At 65.9% G+C, this 15,637-nt stretch carries 15 protein-coding genes; 10 read left to right on the top strand and 5 right to left on the bottom strand.

What is annotated here, in order from left to right; translation table 11 throughout:
- Window positions 1-234: 234 nt before the first annotated feature.
- Window positions 235-825 (bottom strand): SAM-dependent methyltransferase, encoded by a 591-nt coding sequence (locus tag G372_RS0102680; RefSeq protein ID WP_019624812.1) that lies wholly within the window; start codon window positions 823-825, stop codon window positions 235-237.
- A gap of 543 nt (window positions 826-1,368) precedes the next feature.
- Between G372_RS0102680 and G372_RS0102675 the strand changes: the two genes are divergently transcribed.
- Window positions 1,369-2,211 (top strand): ion transporter, encoded by an 843-nt coding sequence (locus G372_RS0102675; RefSeq protein ID WP_019624811.1) that lies wholly within the window; start codon window positions 1,369-1,371, stop codon window positions 2,209-2,211.
- Window positions 2,212-2,293: 82 nt separating this feature from the next.
- Here G372_RS0102675 and G372_RS0102670 read toward each other — a convergent pair whose 3' ends face one another.
- Window positions 2,294-3,979: a 2-isopropylmalate synthase gene (locus G372_RS0102670; RefSeq protein ID WP_018863849.1), complete on the bottom strand. Its 1,686-nt coding sequence runs from the start codon at window positions 3,977-3,979 to the stop codon at window positions 2,294-2,296.
- A 162-nt stretch (window positions 3,980-4,141) separates the two neighbouring features.
- Between G372_RS0102670 and G372_RS0102665 the strand changes: the two genes are divergently transcribed.
- Window positions 4,142-4,633, top strand: coding sequence for an Lrp/AsnC family transcriptional regulator (locus tag G372_RS0102665; protein WP_018863848.1), 492 nt, complete (start codon window positions 4,142-4,144; stop codon window positions 4,631-4,633).
- Window positions 4,634-4,661: 28 nt separating this feature from the next.
- On the opposite strand, the gene znuB is transcribed toward G372_RS0102665, so the two are convergent.
- Both znuB and znuC read right to left on the bottom strand, forming a co-directional pair.
- A complete protein-coding gene (znuB, locus tag G372_RS0102660; RefSeq protein WP_019624810.1) occupies window positions 4,662-5,483 on the bottom strand; it encodes a zinc ABC transporter permease subunit ZnuB in 822 nt (273 codons plus the stop codon).
- The gene (znuC, locus tag G372_RS0102655; protein ID WP_026278949.1) at window positions 5,480-6,310 is read right to left on the bottom strand and encodes a zinc ABC transporter ATP-binding protein ZnuC; all 831 of its coding nucleotides are present in this window, start codon (window positions 6,308-6,310) and stop codon (window positions 5,480-5,482) included. Before znuC ends, znuB begins: the two co-directional genes overlap by 4 nt.
- Before the next feature lie 568 nt (window positions 6,311-6,878).
- On the opposite strand from znuC, the gene G372_RS0102650 reads away from it, so the two are divergent.
- Window positions 6,879-7,325, top strand: a complete 447-nt coding sequence (locus G372_RS0102650; RefSeq protein WP_019624809.1) for a CopD family protein — start codon at window positions 6,879-6,881, stop codon at window positions 7,323-7,325.
- 20 nt (window positions 7,326-7,345) lie between these two features.
- Here the strand turns inward: G372_RS0102650 and G372_RS0102645 are convergent, their stop codons facing one another.
- Window positions 7,346-7,825: a DUF2231 domain-containing protein gene (locus G372_RS0102645; protein ID WP_038070695.1), complete on the bottom strand. Its 480-nt coding sequence runs from the start codon at window positions 7,823-7,825 to the stop codon at window positions 7,346-7,348.
- 51 nt (window positions 7,826-7,876) lie between these two features.
- Between G372_RS0102645 and coxB the strand changes: the two genes are divergently transcribed.
- The 7 genes from coxB to cyoE all read left to right on the top strand — a co-directional run bounded on the left by coxB (window position 7,877) and on the right by cyoE (window position 15,597).
- Window positions 7,877-8,584, top strand: coding sequence for a cytochrome c oxidase subunit II (gene coxB, locus G372_RS0102640; protein ID WP_244263181.1), 708 nt, complete (start codon window positions 7,877-7,879; stop codon window positions 8,582-8,584).
- Window positions 8,577-11,087, top strand: a complete 2,511-nt coding sequence (gene ctaD, locus G372_RS0102635) for a cytochrome c oxidase subunit I (RefSeq protein WP_019624806.1) — start codon at window positions 8,577-8,579, stop codon at window positions 11,085-11,087. Before coxB ends, ctaD begins: the two co-directional genes overlap by 8 nt.
- A 44-nt stretch (window positions 11,088-11,131) precedes the next feature.
- Entirely contained in the window at window positions 11,132-11,440 is a 309-nt protein-coding gene (locus G372_RS0102630) for a hypothetical protein (protein WP_244263180.1), read from the top strand.
- A complete protein-coding gene (locus G372_RS0102625) occupies window positions 11,431-12,246 on the top strand; it encodes a cytochrome c oxidase assembly protein (RefSeq protein ID WP_019624804.1) in 816 nt (271 codons plus the stop codon). Before G372_RS0102630 ends, G372_RS0102625 begins: the two co-directional genes overlap by 10 nt.
- A gap of 501 nt (window positions 12,247-12,747) precedes the next feature.
- Entirely contained in the window at window positions 12,748-13,362 is a 615-nt protein-coding gene (locus G372_RS0102620; protein WP_019624803.1) for a cytochrome c oxidase subunit II transmembrane domain-containing protein, read from the top strand.
- 142 nt (window positions 13,363-13,504) lie between these two features.
- The gene (locus tag G372_RS0102610; RefSeq protein ID WP_019624801.1) at window positions 13,505-14,677 is read left to right on the top strand and encodes a COX15/CtaA family protein; all 1,173 of its coding nucleotides are present in this window, start codon (window positions 13,505-13,507) and stop codon (window positions 14,675-14,677) included.
- The gene (gene cyoE, locus G372_RS0102605) at window positions 14,674-15,597 is read left to right on the top strand and encodes a heme o synthase (RefSeq protein ID WP_019624800.1); all 924 of its coding nucleotides are present in this window, start codon (window positions 14,674-14,676) and stop codon (window positions 15,595-15,597) included. Before G372_RS0102610 ends, cyoE begins: the two co-directional genes overlap by 4 nt.
- The last annotated feature ends 40 nt before the right edge of the window (window positions 15,598-15,637 follow it).

The raw sequence follows: 15,637 nt of genomic DNA, 5'->3' as shown, positions 1-15,637 counted from the left end.
TAGCTTGTTGGCGAGGATGCAAAAAGGAAGAGCCCCCCGGGCTTCCATTCCTGGGCGGCTCTAGTGAAGGCGTCCCTGCCTTCGCGCTAAAAAGTAGCACATCGTTTAAGGATTTGTGGATCTATTCCTCATTTTTCACCGAACGGTCTCATCTGCCCCACGAGCGGTATTTCCTCCAATAAACTGACGATTATTCTGCCCTTCGAGGACACCCAGGTTGTCTTGTCACCAGCCCTACCGGGGTTTGTGCGCCAGGATCTGCACGACTGCCCCGCGCCCGGTATGGAAGCGGCCCTCGATAACGTCGCGTTCGCACTCCACGGCCTCTTGAAACTCGAGCCCGTCCAGTTCCTCGATCAGCGCGCTTCGCGTCATCATCAAGTCCGCCACCGGCGGTCCACCAGTCCCCCGCTCCAGCTGCGCCGGGGTATAGGCCTCCAGAATGAACGTCCCACCGGGTCGCAGGGCCGCGACCGTCTCGGCATGCAGGCGGCGCCGAATCTCCGGAGGAACATGGCAGAAGATCGAGACGATCAGATCCCACGAGTCCGGTTCGATCGCATAGTCCGCGAGATCGACCACCAGGGTCTCGATCCGAACACCGCGGTCCTCGGCCAGGCGCTGGGCCTTTCTCAGCCCGACCGCGGAGCTGTCCACCGCCAGCACATCGAACCCCTGCTGCGCCAGAAATACCGCGTTCCGCCCCTCCCCCTCGCCCAGACACAGGGCGCGGCCGCACGGCACGCTGGCCACCGCCATACGCAAGAAATCATTCGGTTTAGTGCCGTAGACATACTCTTCCGCGGCATAGCGCTCGTCCCACATCCGTCATCTCCTTCCATTCACGGGCTTACGTCGATTCATGCCTTCTACCACGCACCTCGAAGTGATACCCGCGGCCGTAGACATCTGCCTTCCGCGTTCCTTACACAGGACACCCACTTTGTGGATGCCCCCCACTTTCCTTGTGCAGGACACCCACTTTGTGGATGCCCACCCACTGTGTAGGACACCCACTTTGCACCCACTGTGTAGGACACCCACTTTGTACGGTGCTCGATAACGTCGCACTTCCTTGTGTAGGGCATCCACTTTGTAGATGCCGGTAGATGTGAGACACCCATATTATGGACGGGTCTTCTGACAGGAACGCATGCCGGCTCGTGTTGCGTGTTGTGGGACACCCACCTTGTGGAGGCGTGGCACGCGTTGTGGGACACCCACATTGTGGAGGGGCTGGGAGCAGGTTGCCGATTGCCGGGGAGCGGAGTTTCGCCTACTCTTGCACGCCTTTCCGGACCGGTTCCGGCGCACGCTGCGCCGCCGAAGCACCGGGTTACCCGCGAACCACCAGACTCCTGAACTGCCATGAGCGCACCGACCTCGATACGCCATCGCCTCGAACACTTTATCGAGGCGCGACTGACCCAGCGCACGATCATCGCAATCATCCTGCTGAATGCCGTCACCCTGGGTCTGGAGACCTCGGAAACGGTGATGGGCTGGATGGGACCGGTGATCATCGCCGCGGACGTGACCATTCTGTCGATCTTCACCGCCGAGGTGCTGATCAAGCTGTTCGTCTATCGCTTCAGCTTCTGGCGCAACCCGTGGAACGTCTTTGATTTCTTCGTGGTGGCGATCGCCCTGATACCGGCCACCGGACCGTTCCAGGTGTTGCGCGTGCTGCGACTGCTGCGCCTGGTGTCGATGGTGCCCAAACTGCGCTTTATCGTGGAGGCACTGTTGCGGGCCATTCCCGGGATCCTGTCCATCATGGGCCTGCTGATTCTGATCTTCTACGTGTTCGCGATCATCGCGACAGGCCTGTTCAGCGACTCGTTTCCGCAAAAATTCGGGACGCTCGGGGCCTCGATGTACAGCCTGTTCCAAGTGATGACCCTGGAAGGATGGTCCGAAGACATCGCACGCCCGGTGATGGGGATCTACCCCTGGGCCTGGGCGTTCTTCGTGCCATTCATCCTGATTGCCACGTTCACCGTACTGAACCTGTTCATCGCGATCATCGTGGATGCGATGCAGCGCATGCACGACCGCGCGATGGAGATCGAGCAGCAGATGATCCACGACAGCGTGCACGAGGAGAACAAGGCGCTGCATTCGGAGATTCACGAGCTGCAGCAGGAAACGGTCAAGCTCCAGGAACGCCTCATCCGCATGCAGAACATGCTGGAGAAGCGGGTGAAGTAGCGGCCTGACGGCCGACGGGCGCACCGTTCGCGTGCGAGCACGCTCCCACAGGGGCCGGGAGGCCCCCCGGGGCTCAATGAGATCAGGCGCTGGCGGCGGCCTGCTCGGCGGCGGGTTCACCCAGGCGCCGGCCGGTGGCATTCAGCACGGCCTGCAGCGTGGCTGCGGTCGTGTCCTCGCCCAGCGCGACACCGACGGAGCGTTCACCGTCGACCTGCACATCCACCGCGGCCATGGCGCGCGCCTCGGTGCCGGATTCCATCGCGTGCTCGTCAAAGTGGCTAACCTTGACCTCCACACCCCGCTCGGCCTTCATCGCGGCGGCCAGTGCCTCGACCGCACCGTGACCCTCTCCCTGCAGGCGCGACTCGCGCCCCGGCGGGCCCATGGTCGCATCCAGCCGTACCACCGGGCCTTCCTTCTCGATCTCGTAGCGCACCAGATCCCAGCCGGCGACCGGCGTCAGGTAGTGCTGCTCGAACAGCTCGTGGATGCGCTGCGAGGAGACCTCGACCTGCGTGGCCTCGGCGTCCTTCTGCACGATGCGGGCGAACTCGATCGCCAGCCAGCGCGGCAGCTCGATGCCGTAATCGCGCTCCAGCACGTGGGACACCCCGCCCTTGCCGGACTGGCTGTTGATGCGCACGACCTCTTCGTAGCGCCGGCCCAGATCGCTCGGGTCGATCGGCAGGTAGGGCACGTTCCAGTGGCCGCCCTTCTCCTTGTAGTGCGCCAGGCCCTTGCGGATCGCATCCTGATGGCTGCCGGAGAACGCGGTGTACACCAGCTCGCCCGCCCACGGGTGACGCGGGTGGATCGGCATATCGGTGCACTCCTTGTACACGTCCATCAGCCGCTCCATGTCGGACAGGTCGATGGTCGGGTCGATCCCCTGCGAGTACAGGTTCATGCCGACGGTGACCAGGTCCATGTTGCCGGTGCGCTCGCCGTTGCCGAACAGCGTGCCCTCCAGGCGGTCGGCCCCGGCCAGTAGGCCCAGCTCGGCCGCGGCCACGCCGGTACCGCGGTCGTTGTGCGTATGCAGCGACACGCAGAAGTGCTCGCGGTACTGCACGTGGTCGCAGAACCACTCGACCTGGTCGGCGAAGACGTTCGGGGTGGCCGATTCGACCGTGGCCGGCAGATTGATCACCACCTTCTGGCCCTGGTCCGGGCGCCAGATCGCGTTCACCGCGTCCACGACCTCGACCGCGTAGTCCAGCTCGGTGGTGGAGAAGCTCTCCGGCGAGTACTGGAAGATCCAGTCCGTCTGCGGGTACTTTGCCGCGTAGTCGCGCACCCAGCGCGCGCCGTTCTCGGCGATCCCGCGGATGCCGTCGCGGTCCATGCGGAAGACCTGCTCGCGCTGCGCCGGGTTGGTGGAGTTGTACACGTGCACCACCGCGCGCGGCGCGCCCTCCAGTGCCGCGAAGGTCTTCTGGATCAGGTCCTCGCGGGCCTGCGTCAGCACCTGCACGTAGACGCCCTCGGGGATGCGGTCCTCCTCGATCAGGCGGCGGGTGAAGTCGTAGTCGATTTGCGAGGCGGAGGGGAAGCCGATCTCGATCTCGGTCAGGCCGATATCCACCAGCACCTCGAAGAAGCGCATCTTCTGCTCGACGCTCATCGGGTGCACCAGCGCCTGGTTGCCGTCGCGCAGGTCCACCGCACAAAAGCGCGGCGCAACTGTGGTGCGCCGGGCCGGCCAGCGGCGGTCCGCCTTGTCGATCGGCGGGAACGGGGCATATTTGGTGTGATCGAAGGCCATCTTGCTTCTCTCCTCGGGCCGCGGCGTTCCGTCGCGGCGATTTGTCCACTTGCACATTATCCTAACGGATCTTCGCGGACAGAACCTTGCTTTTTTCATTCAAAGCCGGCATTTCAAGATGTTTTATTGCTTTGAATAGCCAATCTAGCGCAATATTCCACCATGGAACCGCAACCGCACAAGCTCGACCGCTTTGACCGCCACATCCTGGAGATCCTGCAGGAGGACGCGAGCCTGTCGAACCAGGCACTCGCCGAGCGCGTGGGGCTGAGCCCCTCGCCCTGCCTGCGGCGGGTTCGGGCACTCGAACAGGCCGGCATCCTGATCCGGCGCGTGGCCCTGCTCGACCGGCGTGCGCTGGGGCTGGAGCTGACCGCGCTGATCCACATCGGCATGGACCGCCACACCCCGGAGCGCTTCGCCCGCTTCGAGGAGGCGATCGCCAGCTACCCCGAGGTGCAGCGCCTGTATCTGATTACCGGGCAATCCGCGGACTACATGCTGCAGGTCGTGGTCCCCGACATGGACGCCTATCAGGACTTCCTGCTACGAAGGGTCACCCGGCTGGAGGGAGTGGACTCGGTGCACTCGAGCTTCGTGCTGCGCCGGGTGGTGGACCGTACCTCGCTGCCGCTGGACTACATCCGCGACTAGGAAACACTGATCCGGAGCCCCCGGCGCTCTAGCGCCCGCCGAACTGGGGCAGCAGACGCGCCGGCAGCAGGTGGACCAGGATGAAGCCCAGCATCGCGGCGACGACGATCGTGGGTCCAGTCGGGGTGTCGTACTGGAACGAACCCCAGACGCCGGCGAGCACCGCGAGCATGCCGATTAACCCCGCCAGCAGCGCCATCTGCTCCGGCGTCGACGCGAAGCGCCGGGCGCTCGCGGCCGGGATGATCATCAACGCCGTGATCAGCAGTACGCCCACCACCTGCATCGCCGCCGCGATGACCAGCGCGATCAGCAGCATCAGCCCCAGACGCACGGCCAGCACCGGTACGCCCTCGACCCGCGCCAGCTCCTCATGCACGGTCAGCGCCAGCAGCGGCCGCCAGAGCAACACCAGCAGCAACAGCGCAATGCCACCCCCGATCGCGATCGCCAGAAGGTCACTCGTGCCGACCGCGAGGATGTCGCCAAACAGATAGGCCATCAGGTCCACCCGCAGGCCTTCAATAAAGGTGACCGCCACGATCCCCAGCGACAGCGCGCTGTGTGCGAGGATCCCCAGCAGGGTGTCGGAAGCCAGCTCCTGCCGGCGCTGGAGGATCACCAGCAGCACCGCGATGGCGACACAGACGATGGTCACCATCAGATTGAGGTTGGCCCCCAGCAGGAAGCCGAGCGCCACCCCCAGCAGCGCGGAATGCGAGATCGTGTCGCCGAAATAGGCCATGCGCCGCCAGACCACGAAGGCACCCAGCGGCCCGGCCACGGCCGCCACCATCAGCCCCGCCAGTACCGCGCGGAACAGGAAGTCGTCCAGCCAGGCTTCGATCATCGTTTCGGCGTTCCCTGTCCGTGATGGTGGGCGTGACCGCAGCCGTGCGAACCGCCCGTGCCGTTGTCGTCCAGGTCATGCACCTCGCCGTGCAGGTCGTGGACATGGTTGTGGTCATGCGTGTAGATGCCGATCCCCTGGACATCGGCGGTGGGGAACAGGCGCTGGTATTCCGGGTGGCGCGAGACCTCTTCCGGCCGGCCGGTACAGCAGACATGCTGGTTCAGGCAGATCACGGCATCCGCACCCGCCATCACCAGGTGCAGGTCATGCGAGACCATCAGCACCCCGCAGCCCGTCTCGCGCCGGATGTCATCGATCAGGCGAAACACCTCGCCCTGCCCGACGATATCCACGCCCTGCGCCGGCTCATCCAGCACCAGCAGATTGGGCCGGTTGAGCAGCGCCCGCGCCAGCAGCACCCGCTGCATCTCGCCCCCGGACAGGGACTGCACCGGCTTGTCCAGCAGGTGCGGGACACCCACCCGCTCCAGGTGCGCCAGCAGCTCGGCTCGTGGCGCGCGCTGGCGCAGCGTCAGAAACCGACGCACCGACAGCGGCAGCACCGGTTCGATCTGCATGCGTTGCGGCATGTACCCGATGCGCAGCCCCCGCCGGCGCTTCACCTGCCCCCGCGTCGGCCGCCACAGGCCCAGCAGCACACGCAGCAGGGACGTCTTGCCCGCACCATTGGGGCCGATCACCACCGCGACCTCGGCCGGCGGGATCTGCACCGAGACCCGGTCGAGGATCAGCTTTCCCCCGCGCTCCAGGGAGATGTCACGGGCATCCAGCAACGGGCCTGGATCGCCTTCAGACGCGGGCATAGCGGCGGGGGTTACCTTGTTCATATGGATATACTATAACGTTCATCCAATCGGCTCCGTCACCCCAGGGGAAACACTGATGAAGTAACTCAGTGTTTCCCCTGGGGTCCTCTCTATCGCTCGCGCCATCGCCGCCCGATGGGTTTATTTTCCAGTGAGCTTTCCGGGTCTCCCGGCTCTTGTGATCCCCACCGCTGCCGTTGGGGGCAAGCCACACACCGTCGCGACCATTCTACCGATTCACAGCATCTTCACCGCCCTGTCCAGGCACGCCTTCGCGGGTCGAACGGCTGCCCACGCACGCCGGCGGGGTCCGGGAGCCCCTGCCCCCCTCCCCGCGTTGACGCCGTCCGGTCCATTGACTATCTACAACAGTAAACACGGTTATCCGCCAACGAGGAAGCACACAGCACCCCGAGCCGCTGCAGTGCCGGAACCGTGCGCTCCAGCGGGACAGTACGGCCTGACCCGAGGGATACCAATGGTCGGACAGCTCCTGACGCAAACCTGCGCAATTGGCAGTTGCCGGGCGGCCCTTGGCATGCCCCCTGCCCACGGCCGATCCTGAATGCTTTGGCTCCTTGTGCTCCACATCATCGCCGTGCTGTTCTGGGCCGCAGGGCTGCTGTACCTGTCGCGCCTGCTGACGGGGACCGGAGCCAGGCACATGGAGTTAATTGAGCAGCCGAAGCAACACGACTCCCTGGGCCGCTTCGTTTTCACCCACATCGCAACACCGGCGGCCCTGCTGGCGATCGCCACGGGCACGGGGGTATTCCTTGTGCTCCGCGTCACGGAATTCTGGCTGGTGGCCAAGCTCAGCGTGGTCACGCCGCTGGTGCTGGCCCATGTGGCGACCGGGTTGCTGGTACTGCGCACCGAGCGCGCGGAGGCCGGACCGCTGTGGCGCGGCTACTGGTGGATAGCCGGGGTGCTTGCCCTGCTGATGGTCACCATCGTCTGGATCGTGCTGGCCAAACCCGCGGCCCCGGAGGCACTACCATGGGCTCTCTAGGCAGGCGGCGGGCGCCCGGGTCAGTGCCGGGTTTGCCGCTCGGACGCCTCCCGTGTGACCACGCCCACCGCATTCTCGTACACCAGGCGCCCACCCAGATAGCCGGCGCCCGCGAGCAGGCCTGCGGTCAGCAGCGAGACGTAGATTCCCCAGGGCAGGATGTGGGCCTCCGGTTCGCCCAGGCGCAGCAACCAGTTGAACGAGGCGAGGGACAGCAGCATCACCGCAAGGATGGCATGGCACCAGGCAATGACCATGTGGCGGATGCGCCGCACGGTGACCAGATCCACCAGACCGGCGAGTGCGGCCAGCCACCCGACGGACGCCCCCACCCCCGCGAGCCAGAGCCCCGCCCTGGCCCAGAACGCATCCCCCGTCAGGATCCAGCCTGCGTCGGCGCCCACCAGGCCGATGAGAGCCGCCACCGGAAAATGGACCAGGGCCGGGTGCAAAGGATGGCCATGGATCGCTGCCCTGCTGTGAATGGGTTCACTCGGCATACGCCTGTCTCCGCTCGGCAAGGGGGCGGGTTCGGGAATGGAGTAGCGATGATGTTTCGAAGACTAGCAGCCCCAATGCTTCTCGGCACGCTCCTGGGACTCGCCGGCTGCAGCGGTCCGCTTTCGACCCTCGATCCGGCGGGGCCTTCCGCCGCCACCGCCGCGTTGCTTTGGTGGGGCATGTTTGCCGCGTTCTCGCTGGTTTGGCTGGCCGTGGTGGGCCTGTGGCTGTATGCGATGTTCCGCCAGCCGGCGAGCGATGACCCGGCGCGGGCGCGGCGCATCGAGAAGCGATGGATCATCGGCGGGGGGGTCGCCCTGCCGGTTGTCAGCATCACGGTGCTGCTCGCCTACGGCATCCCCGCGGGCCACTCGATGCTGCCACTGCCACTCGACAAGGGCGAATCCCTGGAGATCCACGTGACCGCGCATCAATGGTACTGGGAGGTAATGTATCCGGAATCCGGCATCGCGCTGGACGATGAGCTTCACATCCCCGCCGGAAAGCCCGTGGATGTGCACCTGCGCAGTGCCGATGTGATCCATTCCTTCTGGGTACCCCGGCTGGGCGGCAAACTGGATGCCGTGCCGGGTCGGACCAACGTCCAGCGACTCCAGGCCGACGAACCCGGCAGCTACCGGGGCCAGTGTGCCGAGTACTGCGGCGTCGGTCACGCACACATGAAATTCACTGTCACCGCGCACACGCCGGAGGATTTCGAAGCGTGGAAACGGCAGGAAACCCAGGGCGATGACTGACCGGGACCCGGATTTCTCCGACCGCGTTACCCGCCTGGAACGGGTCTGGGCGAACCTGCCCGGGCTCGGCACGCTGGCCGCCGTAAACCATACCACCGTCGGTCTGCGCTTCATGGTGACCGGCGCGGCCTTCTTCCTCGTCGGCGGGTTGCTGGCGATGCTGATGCGCACCCAGCTGGCGCTGCCGGAACAGGACATCATCTCCCCGGAGATCTACGGCCAGCTCTTCACCATGCACGGCACGGTGATGATGTTCCTGTTCGCCATTCCCATCCTCGAGGGCCTGGGTCTGTACATGATCCCCAAGCTCATCGGAGCGCGGGATCTGGTGTTTCCGCGCATCAGCGCATTCGGATACTACTGCTACCTTTTCGGCGGACTGATCATCCTCTCCAGCCTGTTTCTCGGCATCGCCCCCGATGCGGGCTGGTTCATGTACACGCCGCTGAGCGGCGAGGAGTTCTCTCCGGGACCGGGATCCGACTTCTGGCTGCTGGGCATCACCTTTGTCGAGATCTCCGCGATGGCCGCGGGGATCGAGCTTACGGTGTCGATACTGCGCGAGCGGGCGAACGGCATGTCCCTGAGCCGGATGCCGCTGTTTTGCTGGTACATCCTGGCGATGGCGCTGATGATCGTGTTCGGCTTTCCGCCGCTGATCCTGGCAAGCGTGCTACTGGAGGTGGAGCGGGCCGCCGGACTGCCGTTCTTCGACGTTGCCGGCGGCGGGGACCCGGTCCTGTGGCAGCACCTGTTCTGGCTGTTCGGCCACCCCGAGGTCTACATCATCTTCCTGCCGGCCGCGGGCATCGTGTCCACGCTGATCCCGGTCTTCGCACAGCGACCCATCGTCGGCTATCGGTGGATCGTGCTCTCGATCATCCTCACCGGGTTCATCAGCTTCGGCCTCTGGGTGCATCACATGTTCACGGTGGGCATCCCCCTGCTGGCCCAGGCGTTCTTCTCGGTGGCGAGCATGCTGGTCGCGGTGCCCACCGGCATCCAGATATTCGCCTGGCTGGCGACCCTGTGGACCGGCCGGGTGATCTTCAGTCTGCCCATGCTCTGGATCTTCGGTTTCCTCGTGGTGTTCGTGGGCGGAGGCCTCACCGGCGTGATGCTGGCGCTGGTCCCCTTCAACTGGCAGGTGCACGACACCCATTTCGTGGTGGCCCATCTGCATTACGTGCTGGTGGGCGGCATGCTCTTCCCGTTGATGGCGGGCCTGTACTACTGGCTGCCGCTTCTGACCGGAAGGATGCCATCGGAGTCGCTCGGGCGGCTCGGGTTCTGGCTGTTCTTCATCGGGTTCAATGCGACCTTCCTGCTGATGCACCTGACCGGCCTGCGGGGAATGCCGCGGCGCGTCTACAGCTATGAGGCCGGGCTGGGCTGGGACTGGCTGAACCTGCTCTCGTCGGTGGGTGGCTTCATCCTCGCCGCCGGCGTGGCGGTGATCATCATCGACGTGATCCTGCACCTGCGCTACGGCCGTCGTGCCCCGCGCAACCCCTGGCGGGCGGATACCCTGGAATGGGCGCTGGACAAACCGCCGCCCACCTACAATTTCGTCAGCCTGCCGACATTCAGGACCCGTCATCCGCTCTGGGAGCATCCGGAGTTGCCCGAGTCTATCGCGTCCGGCCAGCATGCCCTCGCCGGTGCCGAACACGACCGGCGCGAGACCTATGGTTCCGATGCGGTAACGGGCAAGGTGCGGGAGGTGTTTCATCTACCCAGCAATTCCTGGCTTCCACTGCTGGCGGCGCTGTCGCTGGCGGTGGTCTGTGTGGCCCTGCTGGTGCGCACCTATGACGTGGCACTGGTCGGCGTGGTGGCCGCGGCGGTCTTCCTGCTGCGCTGGGGCTGGGTCAACGGCGCTCACCCCGGCATGGCACCGCTCTCCAACGACGAACCGACCGACCCGCCGCTGCACTCGCGCACGACGGACGGCCCCGGTCTGTGGGGCATGGTCGTCACGCTGATGGCAAACGGCACGCTGTACCTTTGCCTGATATTCGGCTGGGTATATCTCTGGACCGTCGCCCCGGAGTGGGTGTTTCCGGAGGATCCTCGCCTGCCGTTGTCGGGGATGCTGGTCAGCGGCGGTCTGCTGGTGATCGCCGCGCTCCTGCAACACCGGGCGGCGAAGCGCCTGGCGGCCGGCAACGCCGCGGGCCTGCAGGCTCGGCTGTGGCAGGCGGCAGGACTGGGCGCCGCCCATTTCGCCGTACTCCTGTGGCTGACCCTCGAGGCGCCCCTGGAACCCACCGGCAATTCCCATGACGCCGTGCTGCTGATGCTGCTCATCTACCTGCTGTTCCACGGGGCCCTGGCGGCACTCCTCACCGCCATGCAGGCGCTGCGCGTGGCGCGCGGATACATCGGCGTGCGCCTGCCCTATGAACCCGTCGTCCTGCGTCCGCTATGGATCTACACCACCGGCATATTCTGGCTGGGCGTGGTGATATTCATACTGCTGCCGGCGGGCTGGGCGCCATGAGGCACCGGGCTGTACATCCCGCACACCTGGTTCTCGGGCTGGTCGTGTGGGCGGTCTGGTTCGTGGCGATGTACGGGGGGCTGTCCGTCGCCTGCGCCGTCGCGCCGCCACCGGTGGCAGACGGCGCGCTCACCTGGGTCAACGGCCTTCTCCTGCTGCTGACGGCATTCACCGCCGCCGCGCTCCTTTACGCAGCATGGCGATGCTGGCTTGCGGCAAGGGCCGAAGACGATGTTTCCGGTGATGCCCGCTCCCGCTTCATCCCCGTTGTCTCCGCCACCGTCCATCTCTCGGCAGCGATGGCCGTGCTCGCGATTGGTGTCCCGACGATCGTCCTGCCGCCATGCCCCTGAGCCGGGCCACCATTACATTGCTCGTCGGGATCACCCTGCTGGCCATGGCCGGGCCCGCGCTGGCGCACAGCCCGCTCACGGGCGACACGCAGGAGCGGCTGGCGGCATGGCTGACGGCCGCGCTGCTCGGTGTTTTCTGGTTGCTTTACGTGGTCGGGATGCGCCGCATCCCTCCGGAACGCTGGCGGAACGTACTGTTTCATGCCGTGGCGCTGCTGAGCGCACTGACGCTGCTGGGCCCGCTGGATGACTGGGCAAAGACGGGCACCGCACCGCACATGGCCCAGCACATGCTGCTGATGGTAGTCATCGCACCGCTGTGGGTGCTCAGCCGTCCCCTGCCGCAGCTGATTGCCGCCGCGCCGGGCCTGTACCACATCCTGTGGGGCCCGTTGTTGCGCATGGTGCGCTATCCCCTGGCCTGCGCCTGGGTGCACGCCGTTGCCATCTGGTTCTGGCACACGCCGCGCTTCTACATGATCGCGGTCGACGACCCATGGTGGCATGCGCTCGAACACGCCAGCTTCCTGCTCACCGCCGGGGTGTTCTGGTGGGCGGTCCTGCGCGGCGCGCCCCGTCACGCGCCCTGGATCCTGCTGGCACTCCTGTTCACACTGATGCACACCGGGTTCCTGGGGGCGGTGCTGGCCTTCGCCCGTGCTCCGTTGTACGGCGAGGCCCGCAGTCTGGTGGATCAGCAACTGGCCGGGCTGATCATGTGGGTGCCCGGTGCCATTCCTTACCTGCTGGCCACGGCATGGGTCGCCTACCTCTGGTACCGGCGCCTGGTCCGGCGCATGGCGTAGGGAAAGGCGGATGGATCGCCATCGCACACGCAGACCGGGCAGAGTCACCGGGATCGATCGCCGCGGGTACCGCGAAAGCCAGGATAGCCTGATTCAGCGGGCTGCAACGCAACGTGAGCGCGCGCCGATCAGGGGTGCTCCCCGCTCGAACAGCAGATCCGCCCCTGATCCGACAGGCTGCTAGACTCAGAAAAACACCCGGGTATTTCCACCGGATCGAGCGAACACCGGCATCCCGCCGCAGGGGAGGCAGCGCATGAAGCCAACCCGCCACAACCGGCCACCGCAGGTGGTGGACTCCGAAACGGGCTGCGAATCGCAGGGCTGGCGCGGCGGACGTCAAGCACGCCGGCACGGGGGGGGACGTCATGACGTCCGAGCCATACCGCCCACCTGCTCGGCGCCTGTCCCGGCACTACGCTCCCAACGCTTCCCGGCATGCGGGTGGCGTGCCGCGCCACTCCCGAACCACCAGCCAGCACGGCCCGGATCCGCTTCCCGATGAACGGCATGCCCATGCTGATCTTCGTGGTCTGTGTCGCAACTGGCGTGGTGGTGTTTTCCGTGATGCTCCATTCCGTCCTTCGGCACCACCGAACGGCCGGCGCCAACGCCGCCAGGTTCCACAGCAACGCCGCCGTCGAAATCGTCTGGACGCTGATCCCGATCGCAATCGTGGTGGCCATGGCGATGCCTGCTATGCGCGTGCTGCTTGCACCGGAAGAGCGCCCCGCCACGCCGGTCGGGGTCACCGGTGATCCCTTGAACGGACATGCCGAACAGTCCGACCAGGCAGCGCGCGTCGTCGGCGATGCGGCGATTCCGCAGCAACGGCTCCGCGAGCTCGAGGACCAGGAGGAGCATTTCCCGCTCGCAGTGGATACCTCGAGGGCAACCCCCAATGGTCAGCCCAAACCCATTTGGCGGACGGCCAGCGAACCGATCCGCCGCGGGTGGCTGCCCGATCGTGCGGTCAAACGCGCCGGGGCGTCCGTGCCGGGGTTGGTCTGCGAACGCGACGCCCGGCGGGACAGTGCCGACGCAGCCGGCGTGCCAGGGCCGGTTGATTCCGCCGGGGTGGACAACATTCGCCTCGATGACAAGGGATGGTGCTGATGAGTGAGGCGCATTGCGAGGCTCTCCACCCTGTGGGATACCGGCACGAGATTGCGCGTCTGCTGGTCCCTCTCCCCCAGAAGCACAGCCACATGCTGTCGCAGGTACGCAGCCGACTCTGCAACAGGTGCATCGCGTGACCATGGACACACCAAGGCTGTTCTTCGTCGGCGTACGGTTCGCGTTCGTGCTCACGCTGGTGGTGATCGTGCTGGGTGTTTATGTTCGCCTGTCGGATGCGGGCCTGGGGTGCCCGGACTGGCCCGGCTGCTACGGCCGCTTGCTCGCCCCGACCCAGCCGGAAGTGGTCGAACAAGCGAATCTCGCCTTCCCCGAACGGCCTGTCGATGTTGCCAAGGCATGGAAGGAAATGGTGCATCGCTATGCGGCAGGGCTTCTCGGTCTCGTGGTCCTGGCCCTGGCGGTACTCGCCTGGCGGACGCGACATCGGCCCGGGCAGCCGGTGGCCGGCCCGATCCTGCTACTGGCATTGATCGTGTTCCAGTCGCTGTTGGGCATGTGGACCGTAACCCTGCAACTGAAGCCGGTCGTGGTCATGGCTCACCTCTTCGGCGGATTCGCCACCCTGCTCCTGTTATGGCACCTGATCCTGGTGACGCGGGACCTCCGTCGCCACCCGGCGGCGACACCGGAGCCCCGATGGGCCGCGCCCCAAGCGCGGACCACGCGCCGGCCACCGCGTCGCTGGCTGCCCCATGTCGCCGCCCTGGCCACCCTGGTCCTGGTGGCGCAGATCGCACTGGGGGGCTGGACCAGCGCCAATTACGCCGCGCTCGCCTGCCCGGACCTGCCGCAGTGCCAGGGACAATGGTGGCCTGAAGCGGACTTTCGCGAAGCCTTCGTGCTGTGGAGGGGGACGGACACGGATTACGAATTCGGCGTACTGGAGGCACCGGCCCGGACCGCCATTCACATGGCGCACCGGATTGGTGCCGTGACCACCGTGGCGCTGCTCGGAGGACTGACCGTGTTCCTTCTCTGGCGTGGTGACCGCCGTACCCGCGTCCTGGCCGGTGTGGCCCTGGTCTTGCTGCTGGCCCAGGCGGGACTCGGCATATCCAATGTGCTGTACCAGGTGCCATTGCCCGTTGCCGTCACCCACAACGCGATGGCGGCGCTGCTACTGCTCGCCATGTTCACCTTGTGGCGCGAGCTGAAACGGACCGAGTCCATGGCCGCCGCCAGCGTGCCGACACCGGACCTGCCGCCTTCGGGCCGGGAATCCCGCATGGAGGTGCCGGCTGCCGGCTCGGCACCTCCACTGCACAAACAAACCAGGGGGTGGACGAGATGAGCCTCAAGGCGCTCGGCGTGACCGCACAGCATGGACTGGGCGGCCACTGGCGGGACTACCTCGCTCTGTGCAAGCCAAAGGTCGTCGCCGTGATGATGTTTACGGCCTGGGTCGGCATGCTGCTCGCGGCACCGGGCTCCTTGCCCTGGCAAGCGTTGCTGTTCGGCACCCTCGGGATCAGCCTGATGGCCGGCTCGGCCGCCGCCCTGAACCACATGCTGGACCGTCATGCCGATGCCCTGATGCAGCGCACCCGACGGCGCCCGCTGCCGTCCGGAAAACTGGACATGGGGCATAGCCTGGTGTTCACGGGTGTGCTCGGCATTTCCGGCTTTGTGATCCTGCTGTTGCTGGTGAACCCGCTCACCGCCCTGCTGACCCTGCTCTCTCTGGTCGGTTATGCAGTGGTCTACACCGTCTTTCTGAAGCGTGCGACGCCCCAGAACATCGTGATCGGCGGTGCGGCCGGGGCCATGCCCCCCTTGCTCGGCTGGACTGCCGTCACCGGCCAGATCGAGCCAATGGCCCTGGTCCTGTTTCTGATCGTATTCACCTGGACACCACCGCACTTCTGGGCACTGGCGATCTACCGAAAGGACGAATACGCCCGCGTCGGCACCCCCATGCTGCCGGTCACGCACGGGGAAGACTTCACCCGACTGCAGATCCTGCTGTACACCGCCCTGCTGCTTGCGGTGACCCTGCTGCCTTTCGGCATGGGGATCAGCGGCTGGCTGTATCTTCTGGCCGCCCTCGGCCTCGGGGGTACCTTTCTGTACCACGCCGTGATGCTCCTGCGCACGCGTAGCCGCCAGCGCGCCATCCGCACCTTTCTGTACTCCATCGTCTATCTGCTGGGCCTGTTCGGGGCCCTGCTCGTGGATCGCTACCTGGGTCTCTGGTTCGCCGCCCTGGCCTGAGCAAGCCCCAGCAATCAGGGTTTCCGTGGCCGCAATCCTC

Source organism: Thioalkalivibrio thiocyanoxidans ARh2, from assembly GCF_000385215.1.
Lineage (GTDB): Bacteria > Pseudomonadota > Gammaproteobacteria > Ectothiorhodospirales > Ectothiorhodospiraceae > Thioalkalivibrio > Thioalkalivibrio thiocyanoxidans.
This window is presented reverse-complemented; position numbering and strand designations above follow the sequence as displayed.